Origin of the sequence: Fibrobacter sp. UWB16, assembly GCF_900215325.1 — a bacterium.
Lineage (GTDB): Bacteria > Fibrobacterota > Fibrobacteria > Fibrobacterales > Fibrobacteraceae > Fibrobacter.
Window position 1 is genome coordinate 87784 of the sequence record NZ_OCMS01000006.1, and the last position, 21669, is coordinate 109452.

Annotated in this window: 19 protein-coding genes and 1 tRNA gene; 7 read left to right on the plus strand and 13 right to left on the minus strand. The window is 50.5% G+C overall.

Features of this window, described 5'->3' with window-relative positions:
- Positions 1 to 20: 20 nt before the first annotated feature.
- On the minus strand, positions 21 to 1340 hold the full coding sequence (locus tag CRN95_RS14055) for an aspartate kinase (protein ID WP_088630034.1): 1320 nt from the start codon (positions 1338 to 1340) through the stop codon (positions 21 to 23).
- Between the two features lie 249 nt (positions 1341 to 1589).
- On the opposite strand from CRN95_RS14055, the gene CRN95_RS14060 reads away from it, so the two are divergent.
- Both CRN95_RS14060 and CRN95_RS14065 read left to right on the plus strand, forming a co-directional pair.
- Positions 1590 to 2684 carry a hypothetical protein gene (locus tag CRN95_RS14060; protein ID WP_088630033.1) on the plus strand — a complete coding sequence of 365 codons (1095 nt, stop codon included), beginning with the start codon at positions 1590 to 1592 and terminating at the stop codon, positions 2682 to 2684.
- Between the two features lie 116 nt (positions 2685 to 2800).
- A complete protein-coding gene (locus CRN95_RS14065; RefSeq protein WP_088630032.1) occupies positions 2801 to 3745 on the plus strand; it encodes a sigma 54-interacting transcriptional regulator in 945 nt (314 codons plus the stop codon).
- A gap of 26 nt (positions 3746 to 3771) precedes the next feature.
- Here the strand turns inward: CRN95_RS14065 and CRN95_RS14070 are convergent, their stop codons facing one another.
- Both CRN95_RS14070 and CRN95_RS14075 read right to left on the minus strand, forming a co-directional pair.
- A complete protein-coding gene (locus CRN95_RS14070) occupies positions 3772 to 4686 on the minus strand; it encodes a hypothetical protein (protein WP_088630031.1) in 915 nt (304 codons plus the stop codon).
- Positions 4687 to 4715: 29 nt separating this feature from the next.
- Positions 4716 to 6224 (minus strand): phosphomannomutase, encoded by a 1509-nt coding sequence (locus tag CRN95_RS14075; protein ID WP_088630030.1) that lies wholly within the window; start codon positions 6222 to 6224, stop codon positions 4716 to 4718.
- A 309-nt stretch (positions 6225 to 6533) separates the two neighbouring features.
- Here CRN95_RS14075 and rsmA point away from each other — a divergent pair, with 309 nt between their 5' ends.
- The gene (rsmA, locus tag CRN95_RS14080) at positions 6534 to 7319 is read left to right on the plus strand and encodes a 16S rRNA (adenine(1518)-N(6)/adenine(1519)-N(6))-dimethyltransferase RsmA (protein WP_088630029.1); all 786 of its coding nucleotides are present in this window, start codon (positions 6534 to 6536) and stop codon (positions 7317 to 7319) included.
- 125 nt (positions 7320 to 7444) lie between these two features.
- Positions 7445 to 8323, plus strand: coding sequence for an MBL fold metallo-hydrolase (locus CRN95_RS14085; protein ID WP_097021249.1), 879 nt, complete (start codon positions 7445 to 7447; stop codon positions 8321 to 8323).
- 144 nt (positions 8324 to 8467) lie between these two features.
- On the opposite strand, the gene CRN95_RS14090 is transcribed toward CRN95_RS14085, so the two are convergent.
- Positions 8468 to 9259 (minus strand): YggS family pyridoxal phosphate-dependent enzyme, encoded by a 792-nt coding sequence (locus tag CRN95_RS14090; protein WP_097021250.1) that lies wholly within the window; start codon positions 9257 to 9259, stop codon positions 8468 to 8470.
- Between the two features lie 282 nt (positions 9260 to 9541).
- Here CRN95_RS14090 and CRN95_RS14095 point away from each other — a divergent pair, with 282 nt between their 5' ends.
- Positions 9542 to 9916, plus strand: a complete 375-nt coding sequence (locus CRN95_RS14095) for a hypothetical protein (protein ID WP_200816217.1) — start codon at positions 9542 to 9544, stop codon at positions 9914 to 9916.
- Between the two features lie 2 nt (positions 9917 to 9918).
- Positions 9919 to 10140 carry a hypothetical protein gene (locus CRN95_RS14100; RefSeq protein WP_088630025.1) on the plus strand — a complete coding sequence of 74 codons (222 nt, stop codon included), beginning with the start codon at positions 9919 to 9921 and terminating at the stop codon, positions 10138 to 10140.
- 40 nt (positions 10141 to 10180) lie between these two features.
- Here CRN95_RS14100 and lon read toward each other — a convergent pair whose 3' ends face one another.
- From lon to CRN95_RS14125, 5 genes are all read right to left on the minus strand, one after another.
- The gene (lon, locus tag CRN95_RS14105; protein ID WP_097021251.1) at positions 10181 to 12532 is read right to left on the minus strand and encodes an endopeptidase La; all 2352 of its coding nucleotides are present in this window, start codon (positions 12530 to 12532) and stop codon (positions 10181 to 10183) included.
- A gap of 123 nt (positions 12533 to 12655) precedes the next feature.
- Positions 12656 to 13909 carry an ATP-dependent Clp protease ATP-binding subunit ClpX gene (clpX, locus tag CRN95_RS14110; RefSeq protein ID WP_097021252.1) on the minus strand — a complete coding sequence of 418 codons (1254 nt, stop codon included), beginning with the start codon at positions 13907 to 13909 and terminating at the stop codon, positions 12656 to 12658.
- Positions 13909 to 14499: an ATP-dependent Clp protease proteolytic subunit gene (locus CRN95_RS14115; protein ID WP_088630022.1), complete on the minus strand. Its 591-nt coding sequence runs from the start codon at positions 14497 to 14499 to the stop codon at positions 13909 to 13911. The genes clpX and CRN95_RS14115 overlap by 1 nt, the downstream gene beginning before the upstream one ends.
- A 12-nt stretch (positions 14500 to 14511) precedes the next feature.
- Entirely contained in the window at positions 14512 to 15771 is a 1260-nt protein-coding gene (tig, locus tag CRN95_RS14120) for a trigger factor (RefSeq protein WP_088630021.1), read from the minus strand.
- A 45-nt stretch (positions 15772 to 15816) separates the two neighbouring features.
- Positions 15817 to 15896: transfer RNA gene (locus tag CRN95_RS14125), tRNA-Leu, on the minus strand.
- A 148-nt stretch (positions 15897 to 16044) separates the two neighbouring features.
- On the opposite strand from CRN95_RS14125, the gene CRN95_RS14130 reads away from it, so the two are divergent.
- Complete coding sequence (locus CRN95_RS14130; protein WP_097021253.1) at positions 16045 to 17280, plus strand: oligosaccharide flippase family protein; 1236 nt, start codon at positions 16045 to 16047, stop codon at positions 17278 to 17280.
- Between the two features lie 82 nt (positions 17281 to 17362).
- Here the strand turns inward: CRN95_RS14130 and CRN95_RS14135 are convergent, their stop codons facing one another.
- The 4 genes from CRN95_RS14135 to rplQ all read right to left on the minus strand — a co-directional run bounded on the left by CRN95_RS14135 (position 17363) and on the right by rplQ (position 21668).
- Positions 17363 to 18706 (minus strand): O-antigen polymerase, encoded by a 1344-nt coding sequence (locus CRN95_RS14135; protein WP_097021254.1) that lies wholly within the window; start codon positions 18704 to 18706, stop codon positions 17363 to 17365.
- Positions 18707 to 18709: 3 nt separating this feature from the next.
- Positions 18710 to 19909 (minus strand): lipopolysaccharide biosynthesis protein, encoded by a 1200-nt coding sequence (locus tag CRN95_RS14140; protein WP_097021255.1) that lies wholly within the window; start codon positions 19907 to 19909, stop codon positions 18710 to 18712.
- Positions 19910 to 19912: 3 nt separating this feature from the next.
- Positions 19913 to 21091: a polysaccharide biosynthesis/export family protein gene (locus tag CRN95_RS14145; RefSeq protein WP_088630017.1), complete on the minus strand. Its 1179-nt coding sequence runs from the start codon at positions 21089 to 21091 to the stop codon at positions 19913 to 19915.
- Positions 21092 to 21194: 103 nt separating this feature from the next.
- Entirely contained in the window at positions 21195 to 21668 is a 474-nt protein-coding gene (rplQ, locus tag CRN95_RS14150; RefSeq protein ID WP_015732008.1) for a 50S ribosomal protein L17, read from the minus strand.
- Between the last annotated feature and the right edge of the window lies 1 nt (position 21669).

Sequence of the window (21669 nt, forward strand, 5' to 3'; positions counted from 1 at the left end):
GGGGCGTGCCCCGCCATTTTTTACTTCACGAAGGCGGCGTAGATGGCCTTGATAGCCTTTTCAGTATCGGCTTCGTCAACACCAGTGATGATATTGATCTGGGAAGAACCCTGGTCGATAATGCGGACGTTTACCTTGTTTTCTGCGAGAGCCGTAAAGAGCTTTGCAGCAACACCGATCTTGTTCGTCATGCCGTGACCCACAGTAGCGATAAGAGCGATGCCCGGGAAAATCTTGATACGGTCCGGACGCATCTGCTGCGTGATGTCTTCGAGGACAACGTCTTGCACGGCGTCGAGAGCCTTGGAATCCACAACGATGCTCATGGAGTCAATTGCACTCGGGCAGAGTTCGTAGGAGAGTCCTTCGCTTTCGAGAACGGCGAGCACGCGGCGGCCAAAGCCAACTTCCTTGTTCATCATGGACTTTTCGATGTAGATCATCGAGAAGCCCTTGCGGCCTGCAACACCCGTAATCGGGAGCTTTGCGCTTTCCGGAGTCGGGCCAATGATGGTGCCTGCGTCTTCCGGGCGGTTCGTGTTGCGGATGTTGATAGGAATCTTCTTGGCGCGGCACGGAGCGATGGATTCGTCGTGAAGCACGCTTGCACCGGAGTAAGCGAGTTCGCGGATTTCGCGGTAGCTCACGTATTCGATCGGGAGCGGGCTTTCGACGATGCGCGGGTCAGCCATGAGCATGCCCGAAACATCGGTCCAGTTTTCGTACTTGGCAGCGTCAATGCCGTTAGCAAGGATAGCGCCAGTGATGTCGGAACCGCCACGGCTGAAGGTCTTCACTTCGCCACGGAGGTTAGAGCCATAGAAGCCCGGCAATACGTACAACTGATTTTCGTCGCCGAGAGCCTTTGCAATTTCTTCGTAGGTTTTCGGAGCGATGCGGTACTTGTCATCGAAAGTGATGAGCGGGTAGCTATCGACGAAGTTTGCACCGAGATACTTTGCCATGAGGCGTGCGCAGAGGAATTCGCCACGGCTCACGAGGAAGTCCGTGCTCACGGATTCCGGATGATTCTTGAGCTTGTCTTCGAGGCTGTCGAGGTCTTCGGTAAGCTTGTCTTCAAGACCGAGGTCCTTGCAAATTTCATCATAACGCTGGCGGATGAGGTTCCACGGCGTAGAGAAATCGAGGCCCTTGGAGGCGAGATCATAGGTGCTGTAGAGGAGGTCGGTCAGCTTGGTTTCTTTCGGGTTACGCTTGCCCGGAGCAGAAACGACGATGACTTTGCGGTTCTTGTCGCTTTCGACAATGGCCTTGATTTTTTTGAACTGACCTGCGTCGGCAACAGAGGAGCCGCCGAACTTACATACGATTCTAGACATGTTATTCCTTTGGGCCGCTGACCTCTCAGCTTCAAGCTTGACCGCTTTCCTCGCGATCATACCCCGTTCGGGATATTGCCCAAGCTTACCCATCGAGCCAGCCACTTGGTGTTTCACGACGGCATTTTACCGCCGCGCGGGCACAATGTAGAAATTTAAAATGCGACTGGCTAGGGGGTACAACACCTCCAAAAACTCCAATTACTATATTCCCATAATGAATTGTGTTTTAGGAAAAAGGAGAAAATCATGAAATACACCTTGCTTACGGCTGTGGCATCCGCATTCCTCATCGCCGCCTGCAGCGACAGTAACCCCTCAAGTGCCCCAAACGCCATTAGCGACAGCAATCCGTCAAGTTCCTCAAATGCCAATGGCGACAGCAATCCGTCATCCTCAAACGCCAACGGCGATAACACCGCCTCTGACAAAAATCCAAATTCAATAACAGGAACACTATACGTCGACGAATCACAACATTTGCTGGTCACAACATTCACAGACGTCCATGGTAACCGTTGCGATCTAGAAAACGACAATTTGATTTGGAAATCTCTAACAAAAGACGTCGTAACGGATTCCTTCGACTACGAATTCATTGGCGATACGCTTGTCCTCTACGATTATTACGAAGGCGGAATCGAAGAGTACGGCGACCTGTACGTGGGTGGCACAGCAGGCAACATTTACGGCACCTGGGTCTATACCGGCTCTGAACGCAACCGAAAAACAGGCGAAGAAGAACACTCCACAAACACCCGTTACGTGACCCGAACCTACACTTACGCTCCGGGAAAAGTGACCATCAGTGTCGAATACCACATGGACCTTTACGTTGCCGATGAACAGGAAAGAGGCTACATGGAATCCAGCTTTATGGTGGAATTGTATGGTTATCTCGCCCGCAGAAGCCACATGGACGACGTCATCTACATCATGGACAACGAAGATCAAGCTAGCAGCATCGCCCAAAGCATTGAAAATAACGGCGTTCAAATTATCGAAGGCTCAAAGACAAATCAAACCTTCAAAATTGGCGACAAGACATACACCGTAACCGTCAAGAAAGCGGAAACGACACTCCACTTTTCCGGACGCACCAACCGAGAAGTAAAACTCGAAGTGACCGACGGCACCACCACCTGCAGCAGTTACGCCATCTACAAGACGGTAGACGAAAACCTCTGCAAAACGGAAAATCTTGAATATTTTACGGTCTATGATGACGAAGACGAAGATGGCAACAAGCTCTTCTACGTTTCGAGGTACAAAAACACCGACCACGAAAAGTTCCAGGAATGCCTCAGCAGCATCGCGATACCGATTACGGATATAAAGAACTAAACCTGGTAACAAAGGCTCCATAAGGAGCCTTATTTTTTATAAAAATTTACCGAATAATTTGGCGAAAAAAGCGTGTTATATAGTAGGAGCCATCTCAAATAGAACTTTGAAGATCTATGAAAAAACACGAACAACTGATGCTTATCGCCGCCAAGTCAAACATTCCCGTGCTATTGCAGGGGGAATCAGGAGTCGGCAAGGAAATCGCCGCTAGGTTTATCCATGAACACAGCCCACGAAGCAAGGGGCCATTCGTAGCACTCAACTGTGGAGCCATTGCACGTAACCTCGCCGAGAGCCTTTTGGAAGGCGCCAAGAAAGGCTCTTACACCGGAGCCGCGTGCGATCACCAGGGCATTGTGCAAGCCGCAAACGGCGGCACGCTATTCCTCGACGAAATCGGCGAGATGCCATTCGACATGCAGAGCAAGCTTTTACGCATCCTGCAGGAACATTCCGTGCTCCCGCTCGGGGCCACGCAAAACGAACCGGTCGACTTCAGGCTTATATGCGCCACAAACCGCGACTTGCAAAACGAAATCCACAGCGGGAACTTCCGCAAGGACCTGTTCTTCAGGCTGAACGCCTTCCCCATCGTGATCCCGCCGCTCCGCAACCGGGACGACTTCGCCGACATCGCCACAGCCATTTGGAACGATATCACAGCAAGGACTTTTGCCGTTCAACTCCTGCTCCGCAAATGGGAAATCAGGGCGCTTTCCAGATACGACTGGCCGGGCAATATCCGCCAGCTGAAAAACGTCCTCCAGCGCTACGCACTATTAAGGCAACACGAAATATCGCTTGAAGAAATCCTCTCCGAAGAATTTTCGCACCAGACGATAAACGATATCGATGAACACTACACGTACTGCAACACACGAGCCTCGGCACCGAATTGGCAATTTATTCAAAAAGCGCTATACGAACACAATGGGAATAAAAGCAGAGCCGCCAAAGCGCTCAAAATCAGCCGCGGATGCCTGTGCTACCAAATAAAAAAGCACGAGCTCCGCGAATGGAACTCGTGCGAAAAATTGAACCGCCCGATTGAAGCTTGAGCAAGCCAAATCAGAACGGGAACGAATTAGAACTTCACGCCGACGGCGATGTAATGGTTGCCGCCTTCAAACGCCGGGCGCGGGCTATAAGCGTAGTCAAACACAACCATGCCAAACGTCACACCGAGACCGCCACTGATCGCATCTTCGGTATCCGGGCGGACTGCATAGCCCATGCGGAACGAAAGCATGTCGAAGTAGACCACTTCACCGCCAATCAAGACTTGCGCCTTTGTATCGGCACGGCGGTACGCATCTACAGACAAATGCACCATCCAACGGTCAAGAATCGGGATGAATCCCGTCACGCCCGCCTGGAGCGCAAGCGGTGCCGCTTCTTTCTCAGATTCATACTTGCTTGCAAAACCGAGATTCGTGAAGTTCGCACCGAATGATAAATACTGATTCACGCGGAAAGAGCCACCACCATCGACCGAGAACAAAAATCCAGTTTCGTCATCAATCGTCTGCGTGGCAAAACGTGCCGAGGCCGCCCAGTTGAAAACCTTGGAACGGCTACCAAAACCCGCCAAAAGCGACCAAGCGTAAGAGCCATATTCCGAAGTCTTGAGGCCATTCTCGTCACGACCTTCAATATTGTCGTAACCCAAAAAGTCAACGGCAAGCCCTAGCGTGTACTTTTTGCCAAGCGGAAGGCCATAGTAAGCCGAAACAAAGTTATCGGCACCGCCATTGCCAAAAATCACCTGACTGAGTCCAAATTCCGCATCGTTTGCAACGCTCATTGCAAGCGGATTGCGCGAAATTTCGGACACGCGGCCGGGATCAGCAACGCCTGCACCCGAGAGCGCAGCCGCACGCGGCGAAACCTGCATCGCAAGGAACTTCATCGTCACACCGCCCGGGTCCAAATGCCAATACTCCCCTGCAAATGCGAGGGAACCAACAGTTAGTGCAAACGAAATAAGCTTTTTGAACATACGATTAATAAGATACAAAAAAGTCGAAGCTACTTTCTCCAGCCTTCCATAATCTTAAGGCATTCGGCGAGGAGTTCAGCACTGCGTTCCTTGCCTTCCGTTTCCACGTAGCAGCGGAATTCCGGAGCGTTACCACTCGGGCGCAAGTGAATGATATCACCAGAATCAAATTCCATGCGGTAGCCGTCGACTTCGTTGAGCGATACAATCTTGCCCTGGAACGTCTTGTCCTTTGCAAACTTGGAGGGCTTTGCAGCGAGAGCGCCAAACAGCTTTTCGCCGAGATTCTTTTCGCGGATTTCAGCGAGCTTCGCCTTGGACTTTTCAGTCGGGAATTCCTTGAGGCGGTCGCTCACGGTAAAGCGCTTGGGCAACTTACGGAGCAAATCTACAACGCACATGCGTTCCTTGCGGACCATCACCATCACGGCAATCATCGGAAGGAGTGCGTCACGTGTTGGGAGAGCCTTGAGCGTGCGGCCATCGAGCGTCAAATCTGTCTCGAGCAAGAAGCCGCCATTAGCTTCGTAACCTGCAACCGTGAGGCTCTTGTCGTTTGCATCGACCAAGCTTTCCATGCCGGCAATCACATACGGGCTACCAATGCGCGTGCGGCAAATCTTTTCAAAGCTGCCGGACTTTTCAAGCGAAGTGTTGCAGCTCACCGGAGTTGCAATGCGCTTGATGCCAAGAGACTGTGCGGCCAAAATGCCAAGCACGTCACCACGGAGCCACATGCCCACGTCATCAGCCAAAAGCGGACGGTCCGAATCGCCGTCGGTGCTGAACACGGCATCCACGTAATCCTTGTGCGTAAATTCGCGAGCGAGTTCTTCATCTTCCTTGCGGATAGCTTCGGTATCGACCGGAACAAACACATCGCTACGGCCAAACGGCTTGACCGTCGCACCGAGGCTTTCGAGAACCTTCACCACGATGTCGCGGCCCACAGCGGAATGCTGGTAAACGCCAATCGTGAGTCCGTGCAACGCATCCTTCCCGAAAAAGTTCGGGTAACGCTTGCAATAATTTTCTTCGGCTTCAGCTTCGACCGCCGGGAGTTCCGGTGCAGCCTTCAGCATGCCCTTGTCGTCAAAAAGCGCTTCGTCAAAATCGACCGACTGCGAAACAATTCCCTGTTCGTCGGCCTTCGTGATTTCGCCATTCGGGTGGTTGAACTTGATACCGTTACGGTCAGCCGGGATATGGCTACCCGTCACCATGATGGTCGGCAAATGCTTGTCGATGCCGTACATCGCAATAGCGGGGCTCGGGATGCGACCGCAGTAAATCACCTTCCAGTTTGCATCGGCGCCAGCCTGCACGAGCGACTTCAAGATGCGTTCTGTACTCGGACGCAAGTCACCCGCAATCGCAATCGTGCGTTCGCACTTGTAAGACGCTTCGCAGTACTTGATAAAAGAACGTGCATACACATAGCACACACGGTCGGTCATAGCGCTCACGAGACCGCGGGCACCGCTCGTACCAAATGCCACCCCGGACTGTTTCATCACATCTTGCATTGCAACGGACATAAAAACCTCTGTTTAGTGATTAGTGGTTAGTAGCTAGTGGTTAGGACTGTTGATTTTAAAACGCAAAATCCTAAGGCACCGCCAAACCGCTAATTGTTTTACAAGGTAAAAGATACTAAAAACCGCATAATATCAAGAGCCCCTCATTTCAGCAGTAAAAGAAATAGAGGAGCATAGTGATAATAACAGCAAAGAATAGAGAACACATACTTTGAATATACATTTCAATTTTGACACTTTACTGTCAAAAATCAAGCTTTCAATTTTTGCAAGTCTAACACACCCGCATCAATTTCTATATTCCCCGTCATGGATAGAGCACGCCGTCGCAAATTTGGACAGAACTTTCTCGATGTTGAAACCGCCACCGCCATCGCAGGCGATTTGCCCGCCGAAGCAGGCGAATTCGTCCTTGAGATTGGTCCCGGTCACGGCGCTCTCACGGAGCACTTGCTCAACCGCGGGCTAGAACTTACTGCTGTCGAAATTGACGAGCAGTGCGTTGAGGTCTTGAATGAAAAATTCAAGGACTACAAGAACTTCAACATTGTAAACATTGACTTTTTGAAGTTTGACTTGCAGGCGTTTTTGAATGCGCACGCAAAGCCTTGGGTTACCGGCAACTTACCATACAACGTAAGTACCGCCATTATCGCAGGACTTATGCCGCGCTTGCACTTGACCAAGGGATTCATGGGAATGGTGCAGCTCGAAGTTGCCGAACGCATTTGCGCCGAACCCTGCTCCAGCAATTATGGGAGCCTATCCGTGCTCGTTTCTGCTTTTGCAAATACACAAATTTTGCGTAAGATCGGGCCAGAGCATTTTACGCCAAAGCCGAATGTCGATAGCGCCACGATGCTTTTGACACCGCGCGAAGATGCCCTCCAGGCGCCCGACGGATTCTTTGACTTTGTGCGTACCGCATTCACGCAAAAACGAAAGACTCTCGCCAACTCTTTCGGCCGTAATTACGACAAGAAGAAAATCCAGGCGACCATTGAACTTTTGGATTGGCCGACGACCATTCGCGCCGAAGAGCTCAGCCCCGAGCAGTTCCTGAATTTCTACAAGGCGTTTAAAGGTGAACCGTAGCAACGCATCCTTTTTTAATGTCACCCCGGCCTGAGCCTGCCCCGGACATGTTCCAGGGTGCCGGAGTCACTATTCTCACAAAAGGCTCTGTCATTCCCGCCTCCGAGCGGGAATCCCCTTATCCCATGATTATCAAAATTCTCATCGACAACATCAGCGGTTTTGCCAGCAGCGGCTGCACTTGCGATTCTTGCACGGCCGAAACTTCACAAAAACAATTAAAGGGCGAATGGGGACTTTGCGTCTACACCGAATTCAACGGCAAACGCATTTTGCTCGACACGGGAGCCTCCGCACGTTTCGCCAAGAATGCTGCACTCATGGGCATCGACATTTCAAAAATCGATGCAGGCGTCTTGAGCCACGCGCATTACGATCACGCTGACGGCATGCAGGAATTCTTTGACAAGAATGACCACGCCAAATTCTACTTGCGCGATGCAGCCCGCGAAAACTGTTACCATACGCACAAATTCTTAAAGTTTTTCACGTACCAAGAATACATCGGCATCCGCAAAGGAACTCTCAAGCGCAATGCCGACCGAATCGTATTTGCAAAAGGCGACTGCGAAATTTTTCCGGGAGTCACACTCGTCGGCCACAAGACTCCAAACCTCGATGAAATTGGCAAGCGCGCCCACATGAGCGTCAAGGAAAACGGCAAATACCGCCCCGACAGTTTCGACCACGAACAAAGTCTAGTCTTCGACACACCCAAGGGATTGTTCATCATGAACAGCTGCAGCCACGGCGGCGCCGACAACATCATTAAAGAAATCGAAGCGACATTCCCCGGCAAACAGATTTACGCCATTCTCGGCGGGTTCCATTTATTCCGCACGCCCGATGACCGCGTAAAAGCATTCGCCGAACGCCTCCTCGATTTGAATGTTCAAAAAATCTACACAGGGCATTGCACTGGGCAACGCGCCTACGAGATTTTGCACGATGTGCTCGGCGACAAAGTCGCACAAATGCACACCGGCATGGAAATTGAAGTATAAATTAGTACACTCTGTCATTCCCGCTATACGAAACTTTGAACTTTAGTTCTATAGTTGAGTTATGCTCTTTGAGTAGAAAGCGGGAATCTCCCTTTCAACAACAAAACGGTGATGCCCGCACAGCGGCGGGCATGACAGCGTAGATTATACAGGATCGTTCACCGGTTTGCTGTAATCGCGTTCGCCAAACAAGGCAGTTCCCACGCGAATCATCGTAGAGCCTTCTTCAATGGCGACTTCCAAATCAAGCGTCATGCCCATCGAAAGCTGATCGAACTTAGCAAAGGCGCCACCTTTTGCAAGGAACTTATCGCGCAAACCACGCAAAAACGCAAAGCATTCGCGACTGTCTTCAGGAACGCCCGTATTCTTGCCTATCGTCATGAGGCCGCGGAAACGCAGATGCGGGAAGTTTTCGCTTTTGCCGTCCGCTGCTGCGCCCGCTTTTGCCGCAAGATCGTTCAAGAAAGCTTCGGCTTCGTGAACATCCAGGCCGCTCTTCGTTTCTTCTTCGCCAGCATTCACCTGGAACAAAATGTCGAGAACTTTACCCTGACCATTTGTAGCTGCCGCACAGACCTTTTCGAGCTTTTCCACCGCTTCGATACTTGCAATGGAATGGATGCAGTCGGCCACAAGTGCAGCCTTCTTGAGCTTGTTACTTTGCACAGGACCAATCACATGGCAACGCACGCGGCTTCCGTCCTTTGCTGTACGCGGTTCAGAGAACTTGAGTTCCGCTTCTTGCACGCGGTTCTCGCCAAAGTCCGTTGCACCCAAAGCAATCGCATTTTCCACAGCTTCTGCCGGGTGGAACTTGCTCACCCACACAAGCTTAACCGAATCACGGCTGCGGCCCGCAATCTTGCAAGCCTCAGAAATCCTTGCTTCGAGAGCTGCAAGGTGCTCGCGCATTTCATCAAGTGTGAATTCCATAGTTTTAGTAGACCGTTAGAAGTTGGAAGTAGACAGTGATTAGTGATTATGTTTTTCAGTTAAAAGATAATAAATCCTTTTCGGCCTAATATTAAAAAATTTATTCGCCAGTTAATATACTACTCTTCTCAAAAAGATTTTTATAAATTACAAAGTACCAGTATCAACATACTGGATTTTGCTATATCCTTTCTTATATCTTTTCCTAAATCCTTAGCTATATCGTTTGCTAGATGAATCGGCACTCCGATTCAATTTAATCAACTATATAATCTAAAGGATATGAAAATATATCTAGACAACTGCTGCTACAACCGGCCTTATGACGACCAAAGCCATTTGACCATTTCCATTGAAGCACAAGCTAAAATGCAAATACAATCTCTTGTAAAAGCACAAAAATTGCAATTGGCTTCATCATTTATTCTTGATTACGAAAATTCTTGTAATCCGTACACAGACAGAAAATTTGCTATAACAAAATTTTTGAATGATAATGTTTTCGATTATGTAGGAAACGACAAATCAGATTTAATCGCTACAAATGCCAAGAAAATCATGGCAACAGGGGTAAAAATGAAAGACGCTTGTCACATTGCCTGTGCAGAATTAATGAATTGTGATTATCTTTTAAGTACGGACAAGCGGAGGTGCTGAAAATGATAACTGAAATCACTCCACCAGCAACAATCGAATTGCTTTCCAGAGGAATGGAATGCCTCATCCGTGAACTCGGAGTTGTTGACACTGAGTATTTTATAGCAGCGGTCCAAAGAGAACGATTTGACTATACCAAATGGCAACGTGAACATTTCAACAAAATGGATCTGCAAACCTTTGTTGACAAGGCCTCTGCCTACGCCAAAGAAAAAGGGAAATAGCAAAAAGGCCCGCGCACATCACTGTGGCGGGCACTTTTAATTACGCTTTCTTCGCGCTTTTTGCGGCCTTCGGCACTTTGAACAAAATCTTCACGATTTCGTCAATATGCTTGTGCGTGAAAATCTTGAGGCCCTTCTTCGCCGGTTCCGGAAGTTCCGCCACGTCCTTCTTGTTGCCTTCCGGCAAGTGGAGCGTCTTCACGCCAGCGGCGAGTGCAGCAAGCGCCTTTTCGTTCAAGCCGCCAATCGGGAGGCAGGCGCCCGTAAGGCTCACTTCACCCGTAAACGCAATGTCCGGTGAAATCGGCTGCTTCGTAAACGCGCTCAAGAGGCACAGCGTAAGCGCGATACCTGCAGAAGGTCCATCCTTCGGCACGGCACCTTCCGGCACGTGAATATGGATGTCCGTCTTGCGCACAATCGCAGGGTCAATGCCAAAGCGTTGCAAGCGTTCACGAACAAGCGAAACGGCAATCTGTGCGGATTCCTTCATCACGTCGCCAAGCTTACCCGTCAAAATCAGCTGACCCTTGCCGCTCAAGAGCATGCATTCAATGGGCAAAATTTCGCCACCGACACTTGTCCAGGCAAGACCCGTCACAACGCCCGGGCGACCTGGTTCCGGCAGCTGGTTGTCCAAGAATCTCGGAGCGCCGAGGTAATCCTGAAGCACCTTCGCCGTCACTTCCGGCTTAATCTTCTTGCCCATCACAATGTCTTTTGCACGATGGCGCACAGCACTTTCAAGCACGCGTTCGAGTTCACGAACGCCCGCTTCGCGCGTCCAGCCGCGCATCACGGCATTAATCATCTCGTCACTGAAGCTCACCTGTTCGCCAAGCTTCACGCCCGTGCGTTCACAGATGCGCGGGAGCAAATACTTGCCCGCAATCTGCAACTTTTCGTGCGGATAATAACCCGGCAGGCGCACCACTTCCATACGGTCGCGCAGAGCTTCCGGAATTTCGCCTTCACTGTTTGCCGTCGCAATAAAGAGCACACGACTCAAGTCAAGCCCCACTTCCATAAAGTGGTCGGTAAAGTCATGGTTCTGTTCCGGGTCCAAAACTTCAAGCATGGCGCTTGCAGGGTCGCCTCTAAAGTCGCTTGCCATCTTGTCGATTTCATCGAGCAAAATCACCGGGTTCATGCACTTTGCACGGCGCAAAGCGTGAATAAATCTACCCGGCATCGCCCCAATGTAAGTGCGGCGGTGACCACGGATTTCAGCTTCGTCACGCACGCCACCAAGCGTAATGCGGACAAAGTTACGCTGCATCGCCGTTGCAATCGATTCCACGAGAGTCGTCTTGCCAACGCCCGGAGGACCCACAAGGCAAAGGATCGGAGCACGGCGTTCCGTACCAGTAAGCTTCAGCACGGCCACGTATTCCATGATGCGTTCTTTAACTTTATCCAAACCGAAATGTTTAGAGTCAAGTTCCGCCTTTACCTTCTTCATGTTCAAAACGGTATCGGTGTAAACGCCATACGGGAGCGAGAGGAACCAATCCACGTAATTGCGGCTCACCGCATATTCAGGGGAGGTCGGCTGCATCATGCGCATGCGACCGATTTCTTCTTCGAGTTTTTCTTCAATCGCCTTGCTAAACTTCTTGGCCTTGATTTTCTTGAGCAACTGGTCCGGTTCCGAAGCACCGCCATTTTCGCCGTCCAACTCATCTTGCAACTGGCGAATCTGCTCCGAGATAAACCATTCCTTCTGCTGCTGAGCCATCTTCTGGCGCACATTCTGCTGAACGCGAATCATCACGTTCTCGTTTTCCTGCGCCACCTGCATCAGGCTAATCAATCGATCCGCAAGAGCGTCAATCGTTTCGAGTTCCAAAAGCGCCTGCTTCTCGGAAAGCGAAATCGAGAGGAACGGAATCATCCCGTAAAACGCATTGATGTGGCTATCCATCGTAAAGAGCGCTTCGACCATGCCATCGGCGATGTTCCTGTGCATGGCATATTCGCGAAACATGTTCAGCACGTCTTCAAACTTTTCGCTCTTGTCTTCGGCCTTGATAAAATGTTCTCTCGGCGAAACCGTCACCTGCAAAAATCCGTCGCGCAAAGCAATCGAACGGAGATCCACAATGGAATCGCCTTCCAGCACGACCTTCACACAGCCATTCGGGAACGGGGTCACATTCGCCACGCGGGCAACCACGCCCACCGAGTAAAGGTCGAGCATCGGGTTGTCGAGCGTTTCCTGTTCCACATTCTTCTGTGCAACCAAGATAATTTCGTTGTTATGATTCTCGGCAAATTCCAGGGCGCGGAGAGACATCTCGCGGCCCACCAAAATGCGTCTAGTCGTCAGCGGAAATACAACAGCGTCCCTCAGAGGGAGCAACGGGTACGTTTTATTAAAGTCAAAAGCCATATACTACAAAGATAGTATTTTGAAAGGAGAGGGAACAAAAAAGCAGTCACCGTTTTTCGGCAACTGCTAAAATTTGCATTCGTGAGGTCGCGGCGTTCAGGAGGTAGCGGCTCCCAGCAGCAACTAAGACTTTTTCTTGTTGTGCTTGAGGCCTTCCTTCACCATTTCGACAGTCACGGTGAACTTTTTTTCGCCAGAGCCAGGCATCTTGAACATAGCCTGCTGCAGCACGCGTTCCATCACAGAACGGAGCCCACGAGCACCCGTCTTACGGGTCATCGTTTCGCGGACGATTTCCTTGAGGGCATCGTCTTCAAATTCGAGCTTGATGTTGTCCATTGCAAACAAGCTCTTATACTGCTTCACAAGCGCATTCTTCGGCTTTGTCAAGATGTTGAGGAGAGCCGTCTCGTCGAGTTCTTCAAGGGCAACGGCAATCGGCAAACGTCCAACAATTTCCGGGATGAGGCCAAACTTGATCAAGTCTTCCGGCTCGAGCTGCTTGAAGAGTTCGCTCAAGCTGTTTTCGCTTGCAGTGTGGATATCGGCACCAAAGCCCATGCCACCCTGGTTCACGCGCTGGGAAATAATCTTGTCCAAGGTTTCAAAGGCGCCACCGCAAATGAACAGGATATTTCTCGTGTTCACCTGCACAAGCGGCTGTTCCGGATGCTTACGGCCACCCTTCGGCGGGACCGATGCAACCGTACCTTCCAAGAGCTTCAAAAGTCCCTGCTGCACACCTTCACCGCTCACGTCACGCGTGATGGAGGGGTTCGCAGTCTTACGAGCAATCTTATCAATTTCGTCGATAAAGATAATGCCGCGTTCAGCCTTCGCCACATCGTAATCGGCAGCCTGCAACAAGCGCACGATGATGCTATCGACGTCTTCGCCCACGTAACCGGCTTCGGTCAAGACTGTCGCATCGGCAATCGTGAACGGCACATCCAAAAAGCGTGCCATCGTCTGCGCCAAGAGCGTCTTACCCGAACCCGTCGGGCCAACCAAAAGCAAGTTCGACTTTTCGACATCGACATCGTCCTTGGACTTGTGAGTCTGCTTGTAGCGGAGTCGCTTGTAATGGTTGTAAACCGCCACAGAGAGCGCCATCTTTGCACGATCCTGTCCAATGACAAAATCGTCCAGGTGCGCCTTGATTTCGGTCGGGAGCGGGAGCGGCTTGGAAGCAATCTCCTTCGCTTCCTGTTCCTGTTTCGTACGTGCCAAGTCTTCTTCAAGAATGCGGCTGCACATGCGTATGCAATCACTGCAAATATACGCACCGGCACCGGTGATCATCTTTTCGACTTGTTCGGCCGGCTTTCCGCAAAAACTGCAACTTACAGCCGGGTGGTTCTTGCCACTACGATACATTAAATACCCTCTTTACGCGGCACAAAAATTTCATCGATGACGCCAAAGGCCTTAGCTTCTTCTGGGCTCATGTAAAAGTCGCGGTCCGTCTTTTCGCGGACTTCTTCGACCGGCTTTCCGGTATGCTTCGCGACAATTTCGGTAAGGGTATCCTTTGTACGGATAATTTCCTTGGCGGTAATCTGAATATCTGTAGATTGTCCAGTAGCGGCACCCGACGGCTGGTGCAACATGATGCGGGAATGCGGGAGCGCATAGCGCTTGCCCTTCGTACCTGCAGCAAGGAGCACGGCGGCCATCGAAGCACAACTACCAATGCAGATCGTAGCGATATTCGGGCGTACGTGCTGCATGGTATCATAAATGGCAAGCCCTGCCGACACGTAACCACCCGGGCTGTTGATATACAGCGTGATATCCTTTTCCGGATTCTCGTATTCAAGGAAAATCAATTGGGCCATGACGTTGTTCGCCACTTCGTCGTTAATCGGCGTGCCCAAAAAAATGATACGTTCCTTGAGGAGTCTGGAATAGATATCGTAAGCGCGTTCGCCGCGCCCGGTAGTTTCAATGACGGTAGGGATGATCATTTATTCCTCTTATTACTTTGTTTCTTCTGCAGCCGGGCGGATACCGACGATGAAGTCAGCAGCCAACTGGAAGCGAAGTTCGTCGCGCAACTGGTTGATACGGCCAGACTGGCGGAAGTGGTTCTTCAAGTTTTCGAAGTCCACGTGGTAAGCAGCGGCCATCTGCTGGAGGCGTTCGTCAACGAGAGCCTGCGTCGGCTTGATCTTTTCCTTCGTGGCAACGAATTCGAGAATGCGGTGCTTCTTGATTTCGCGGACAGCTTCGCCGGAGAGTTCGTTTATCTGTTCTTCGGTCGGTTCGACAACGTCCTTTTCGCTCTGGGCATTGCGGTTGAGCGTCCACTTGATGAGGTCGTAGATGCGAGCCTTCGGCACTTCGAACGGGTTAGCTTCGATGAGCTTGTCGATAGCTTCGTTGATTGCCTTGTTCTTAGCAGCGTCCTTCTTCTGGGCAGCGAGGCTTTCAGCGAGGTTGTTTCTCAAGTCAGCTTCGTCCTTAACGCCAATCTGCTTGCAGAATTCTTCGTCCAAAGTCGGCGGAACGATTTCGCGAACGTCCTTGATTTCGACGTTGAACTGAGCGGTCTTGCCGCGGTAGCGTTCGTCCTTGTGGTCATCCGGATACTTGAAGTTGATTTCCTTCTTGTCGCCGGCCTTAGAACCCATGAGGCCTTCATCGAATCCCGGAGAAGCGGATTCACCGAGGAGGGAGCGGAATTCCTTGTTTTCCGGGAGTTCCTGCTTTTCACCGTCAATCACAACTTCGATATAGTCGCCAACGACAACGTCGCCCTTCTTGGCTTCGCGGTCAACGTGTTCGTCCTTGCTCCACATCTGCATGAGGCGGTTGAATTCAGCCTGGACTTCTTCTTCGTGGACGGCAGTAGCCGGAACGGTGATGCCAGTGTCTGCGTAACCCTTGATATCGATTTCCGGATCAACTTCGACTTCGACCTTCAGTGTGATGTCGCTCTTTTCGTCATCCTTGAAATCCGTAACAACCATCTTGCCAACCGGGATGATGTTTGCATTCTTGAGCGTTTCCTGAACGATAGAGTTCACAACGTCATCAACGGCTTCGTGACGGATGGACGGTCCGAACTGCTTCAGGATCATGGCCTTCGGCACCTGTCCCTGACGGAAACCCTTCAAAGTCACCTGCTTCCTGTACTGGGAGAGCTTCTTTTCGAACGGTGCCTTGAGATCACCCTGCGGGATCGTAATTTCAATTGTACGCACGGTGGCGCTTGTTTCTTTGATTTCAGCGGACATATTTACTCCGATAAACGGTTGTTAAAAAAGTGATAAAAAAAGAACTGCGAGGGGTGGGAGTCGAACCCACACACCGAAGTACCAGATCCTAAGTCTGGCGCGTCTGCCAATTCCGCCACTCTCGCGATTTCAAGACCAAAGATACAAAAAAAAGCAAAATATTTTTCTGTTTTTTTCTGTAAATAGCCTTTTGCAACGTCCAGGAATCCCCTATCGCGCCAAACCAAGCTTTAGTGGGCAGCGCTCCAAGTTCTAAATTCTAACTTTGGTTTCATGTTTCAGGCTTTCCGCAATATTAAAATCGGTGTTTTCATTGCATTTGTAAATCTCCTCATCCAGGGAATTTCATTTTTTGTCCAGAATTTTATCGCAAGGAACCTCGGGACAGCCTCTTACGGACACTTTGGGCTCCTCCAGACCGACTACTCCATTTTCTGCGCCATCGCCGATTTCGGGATGACAACGCTTATCCTCGCCTTCTTCGGAAGCCGCGCGACAGTCGGATCGCTCTTCAGGAACATCCTCCAATTGCGGCTTTTCGCCGCCATGGGGGCAGCACTCCTCATGATCGCATTCGCCTGCATTTTCCGCCACGACCATCCGATCTTTTACGGCGAACTCATCTTCACGCTCGGACTCGTCTTCCAGCACGCGTTTTTCGACTGGTACTTCATCTGCGGCAAATTCTGGAAAAGGCTCTTCGTCTCAAAACTACTGCATACGATTTCATATTCCACCGTCATGGGGATTACGCTTCTCTATTTCAGAGTCGATAGAATCGAGCTGATTGCACTTGCCATGGTTCTTGCAGCGCTCCCTGCATTCTTCTACGGCGTGACACAGGCCTTCAATGCAAAGCTCCTCAAAATCACGCGCCGCACATTCCGCTTTATCGCCATCATGATCAAGGCAGGCACCCCCTACGCCATTTCCAGTTTTGCGTCATTTGCGTACCTCCCTCTCGGCCTTTACGTCGCCGACAAATTTGCAAGCAATGAATTTTTAGGATGTTACAACTTCGGGCACAAAATCCTATTGCTCTGCTCCAGCATCATGGTTCACTTCATCTCGTCGAACCTCATCACGTTACACTCCACGCACGATAAAGACATCCACCTTAAAGACATCGCCATCTTTACGCTGTTCATCGCCGTGTGCTCTTCTCCGCTGTGGATATTCCCATCGTGGATCCTGCAGATTCTTTTCTTTGCAGCGAACTGGACCGAAGCAACACTCCAGACAAGCGCTCACATTCTGCAAATCCTCTCCTTCTCGCTGATATTCCAGGCCACCCGCACAACGCTCATCTCGACGCTCCTCAAGGAACATGCCACCCCCACCTATGCCCTCATGATAAGCGTCGGCGGCATCGCAAACATCATCGTTTGCGGACTTGCAGGGATGTACCTAGAAAATGAGCTTATACCCCTATTTGCTCTTACCGGTGACTTCTTGCTGACCGCAATCCTGTTCGGATATTTCATCCGCAATAAGAGAATGAAGTGGTAAAAAGGTATGAGGTCGGGCTTCGCCCTTTGAGATATGAGCAATGAGATTAAGGGAATCAAAGCTACACTGCAATAAACAGTGGTTAGTGGCTGGTGGTTAGGGAGGGTGGTTTTGCTCTTCCTGATTCGCATTCGGCAAGAACCGCAGGCTTCGCTGAACCAGTCTTAACCGTACAAATCGTCGATACGGTAAAGATGACCATGCCCCAGATGCAGTAAATACCCTGCTTGTATCCCGACGTAAAGAACCACCATCCGACAAAGTAGATGAAGTAAGTGTACATCAAGATCTGGCGCGGAGTAAACGGTCTGCACAGGCGCAAATGGAGTACCGTAAGCCCAAGCCCGCACAGGAACGGCAAGAACAGAACACCGAACAAATGAAAGTCCTTATAGACATCCCAAAGGTAGTTCACCGTATTGAACCCCACCACCTTCTGGATCCTCTCGTTAAAGGCGTCATCCCAGCGGAAACTGCTCCTGAACGAACCCGTCAGCTTGGCATATTCAAAAATACCGTTAAAGAAATCTATCCCGTATGTATGCGGATGGATTTCCCTATCGTTCGGCGGGTTCAGCACATAGTCCAGATTCCAGTAGTTGTTCGCCAAGTACTTGTAAGGCAATTCCACCACGACACTCAAGGCCTTGCCCTGGACCGAGCCGCCACCATACTGGTCGCGAAGGCTACCGATCGAAATAAAGACAATAATCGCAATCACCAACAAAGACGCAATCACTATCGGCGAAATCCTCTTGTACAGGTAATTCACAAAAATCAGGAAAAATCCGAAATTGAAGAAAAGCGACGTTCTGTTCGGGTACGCCATCAGGTTAACGGCAATCGTCACAAATACCATCACAAATGCGACACGGCGAATCCATACAATGTTATTGTACTTCTTAAAGGAAGCGACACCAAAAAGCAGGACACACAAAGGGCCGCTATTGAACAACAGTGAGAAGTAACCGTAATCAATATACTTCGTCATCCACTTGGCCGGGTTCGGCGTAAAGATGACAAGAGTCCCGACCTTGTGGTAAATGCCATAGACGCCAATCAGGAAAACGAAGAAGACGACAAACGACAGCATCAAGTGGTATGTCCAGTTGTACTGCTTCGGACATACTGCAGGGTGGATCTGGACCGGAAGCCCTTTCGATTTCGCATAGAGCCTGGCGACAACGCAGCCCCCCGTAAACGAGAGCCCTCCCAGAAGCCAGACGCCCCAGGTAAACAAGTGAAAATCCGACATCGCCCTATCGATCTGGAAATACGATATGGCAAGCGTAATACACTGCGTAAAGCAATAGACATTCAGCGGGCTAAAGAAATCCTTCTTGAACCACCACGACTGAAATAGGCAAAAAATGACTACCAGAAAAAGAGCGGAACTGACCGGATATGCAATCGCCCAAGAAAGCACAAACTAGACCTTGTTCTTCTTAAAGAAACCCTTGAACGTCACCCATTCGCGAGCCACGGCAGTCCCACGCTTCTCTTCGGTTTCGAGGTAGTCACGTATATTGCATACGATTGTCGCAAGGAGGCAAGCCACTGCAAACACGAAAATCAACGTGACAGCCCTAAGCGGGTAAATCTTCTTATTGTTTTCCCAAGGCGGTTCAAGCACGTGGAGGTTCTTGAGCATCTTAGCCTCTTCCAAGCGCATCTGTTCGCTCTGCTGGCGCAGGAGCTTGTACAAGGTTTCCTGGATGCGGATTTCCGATTCACGCCTCAAGTACTCCGCATAGAGCTCCGGAGACTTCTTGAGCTCAATCATACCGATATTGCTATGCTTGCCCTTGAGCGCTCCACCAAGAGCCGCATTCATGCCCTTGACGCGCTTCTGGAGTTCCTGGTAGCGCTTGCTGTTCTCGCCGCGGTCGAGCTTTTCAAAGTCGAGTTCCATGCCCATCTCTTCGCGCATGGCCTGCAACTCGCTCAAGTACTTGATCGTCGCGCTTAGCTGCACACCCGGTTCGTAGACATTGTTCTTCACCTGGAAGTCGACAAACGAATTCAGCACGGAATCCAGCACATGTTCGCAGGAATCAAGCCTTCCCTGGAAGTACAGCCTGGACTGGCGGGCCTGATTCGTCTTGAACACGTTGAACGCCGAGTCCGCCTTCTCCAGCATGAACTCGATGACCTGTACCGCACGCTTTGCGTCCGTGTCCTTGTAAAACAAGGAGAACATGTCTTCCTTGTTGTAGTCAATGCCGAAGTTCCTGCGGAACTCCTTCAGCAAGTCCGCATGGAACTTGCCCTTGAACTTGTAATGCTTCGCGAGGTCGAACTTCTCGATGACCTTGTCATGCAGTTCCCAGGAATTGAGAATCGTCCACACGGCGTTCGCATCACCGTTATCCATGGAAAGTCCCAAAAGCGAACTCATGCCCGAGCCGCCCATCATACCGCTAAGCGCACTGCTCATGGACTGCTTGGATGCAGGCGGAGTGACAACCGCAGTCGCCGCATACATGGGATCAATGACCCACATGACAAGCACAAAAGCGACAATGGTCGGGATTGCAACAAACACGGAAAAGAACTTGAAATGCTTCAAGTCGCTATTCAAAACGCGCAGGCAAAATTCAATAAAACCGATAGACTCTTGCTTTTCCATAAACTACTTGTAATTGACGTAAATGATGAACGCAGACGAGACCACACTTAAGAGTGACGCCATGAACAAGGTAAAGTCCTTGAACGATTCATAATGGTTCTTGGGGATTTCAATGACGTCGCCCGGCAAAATCGGGTCCGTAGCCACATTGATAGGAATAGCCTTGGGCGTATCGCCACGCCAGACCTTGACCTGGTTCCAGTTACCCGTTATCGTATTCACGCCACCCGAGGAGATGTAATCGATTGCATGCCACGTGGGGTTATAAGCGTAACGTCCGATGTAGTTCACGGCACCGCCCAGGTACACATACAGTTCCTTCACAAAGAACTCAATTTCAGTATTCGGCTCGACATACGTTGTCTTCATCTCGGCAAACGTCAGCCAGCGCGGTTCCTTGTCCGGTTCACGCACGCACACGGCCTTATAACCGTAGTTGTGCATCCTGTTGGCACCGGCAAGGTCAAAGTAATCCTGGAGCGTTCTATCCGAGCGGTGGGCAACGCTAGTCCTGTATCCAGGAAAAATGAGGCTCACGTTATCTCCAAGCGGAACAAACGGAATGTAGACCTTGTCACCTTGCTCAAGCATGATGTCGCTATCAAAATCACCATTCATCGTCATGGTATTGTAATTCACGTGAATCGTATCCTTGCCACGAATCACCTGCACATCTTCTTGGTTTGCATTCGGCAAGAGCCCGCCAATCGCGCGGATGAAATAGCTCAGACGCGTCTGCGGATCGATAACATGCTGGCCAACCATAGTCAGAGCGCCCATGGCATTAATGCGGAACTTCTTGAGAGCCGCAAGCTGCACAAAACAGTATTCACGCTTGTAACGCTTGGAAACCAAGTCGAGAATCAGCTTCTGTGCTTCGCCAAAGGTCTTTCCGCCCACATGCACGGCGCCGCATTCCTCGACAGCCACATTTCCATCCGGATACACCTGGATAGAGAGATACTTGTCTTCGAGCATCAAGTCCAAAAAGTCACCCGGACCGATGATGTAATTTGAATCCACAGCGACTTCGGAAAGCATCGGCGTCAGCGATGCAGCACCGCGCGTAGACGATCCATCACCAAGAACGAGGCTTTTCGCAGCGGTCGAATTGCCAAACATGGAATCCGATGCAAAGGCACAGATACATGCCAAAAGAATACAAACAAGAAAAGAGCGCATATAACCTTTCTACAGTTTAGAAAAAGGATGACAAGTTACCTAATTATACAAAAAAAAGGCGCGGCATATAAGCCGTGCCTTTTTTAAAGACCGTTTTTTGATCTTAGTTAGCGGACTTGCCTTCGCCTTCGACCATGTCAACAGCAGCGTCAGCCTTAGCAGGTTCAGCAGCCTTCTTAGCCTTAGCAACGATTTCGTCTTCGACGAGACCGATAAGAGCCATTTCAGCAGCGTCGCCGGCGCGGTTCGGGCCGAGCTTCAGCACGCGAGTGTAACCGCCGTTGCGGTTAGCATAACGCGGACCGATCGTGTTGAACAAATCCTGGAGAACCTTCGGGTCCATCACGAAGCGAGCTGCTTCACGACGTGCAGAAAGGTCACCCTTCTTTGCGTAGGTAATCATGCGTTCTACACAGCTGCGCACAAGCTTAGCCTTGTGGAGAGTGGTACGCACATAGCGCTTGTTCTGATCCGTTTCCATGCCCTTCTCGAGAATAGAAGTCGTGAGGGCGCGGAGGATGGCACGCTTGTGTTGGGCGTTAACACCCAGTTTCTTGTTTTTTACACCGTGTCTCATG

Coding starts and splice junctions, on each gene's coding strand:
- CRN95_RS14055 (WP_088630034.1), bottom strand. CDS start 1,340: ATGTCTAGAATCGTATGTAAGTTCGGCGGCTCCTCTGTTGCCGACGCA.
- CRN95_RS14060 (WP_088630033.1), top strand. CDS start 1,590: ATGAAATACACCTTGCTTACGGCTGTGGCATCCGCATTCCTCATCGCC.
- CRN95_RS14065 (WP_088630032.1), top strand. CDS start 2,801: ATGAAAAAACACGAACAACTGATGCTTATCGCCGCCAAGTCAAACATT.
- CRN95_RS14070 (WP_088630031.1), bottom strand. CDS start 4,686: ATGTTCAAAAAGCTTATTTCGTTTGCACTAACTGTTGGTTCCCTCGCA.
- CRN95_RS14075 (WP_088630030.1), bottom strand. CDS start 6,224: ATGTCCGTTGCAATGCAAGATGTGATGAAACAGTCCGGGGTGGCATTT.
- rsmA (WP_088630029.1), top strand. CDS start 6,534: ATGGATAGAGCACGCCGTCGCAAATTTGGACAGAACTTTCTCGATGTT.
- CRN95_RS14085 (WP_097021249.1), top strand. CDS start 7,445: ATGATTATCAAAATTCTCATCGACAACATCAGCGGTTTTGCCAGCAGC.
- CRN95_RS14090 (WP_097021250.1), bottom strand. CDS start 9,259: ATGGAATTCACACTTGATGAAATGCGCGAGCACCTTGCAGCTCTCGAA.
- CRN95_RS14095 (WP_200816217.1), top strand. CDS start 9,542: ATGAAAATATATCTAGACAACTGCTGCTACAACCGGCCTTATGACGAC.
- CRN95_RS14100 (WP_088630025.1), top strand. CDS start 9,919: ATGATAACTGAAATCACTCCACCAGCAACAATCGAATTGCTTTCCAGA.
- lon (WP_097021251.1), bottom strand. CDS start 12,532: ATGGCTTTTGACTTTAATAAAACGTACCCGTTGCTCCCTCTGAGGGAC.
- clpX (WP_097021252.1), bottom strand. CDS start 13,909: ATGTATCGTAGTGGCAAGAACCACCCGGCTGTAAGTTGCAGTTTTTGC.
- CRN95_RS14115 (WP_088630022.1), bottom strand. CDS start 14,499: ATGATCATCCCTACCGTCATTGAAACTACCGGGCGCGGCGAACGCGCT.
- tig (WP_088630021.1), bottom strand. CDS start 15,771: ATGTCCGCTGAAATCAAAGAAACAAGCGCCACCGTGCGTACAATTGAA.
- CRN95_RS14130 (WP_097021253.1), top strand. CDS start 16,045: ATGTTTCAGGCTTTCCGCAATATTAAAATCGGTGTTTTCATTGCATTT.
- CRN95_RS14140 (WP_097021255.1), bottom strand. CDS start 19,909: ATGGAAAAGCAAGAGTCTATCGGTTTTATTGAATTTTGCCTGCGCGTT.
- CRN95_RS14145 (WP_088630017.1), bottom strand. CDS start 21,091: ATGCGCTCTTTTCTTGTTTGTATTCTTTTGGCATGTATCTGTGCCTTT.
- rplQ (WP_015732008.1), bottom strand. CDS start 21,668: ATGAGACACGGTGTAAAAAACAAGAAACTGGGTGTTAACGCCCAACAC.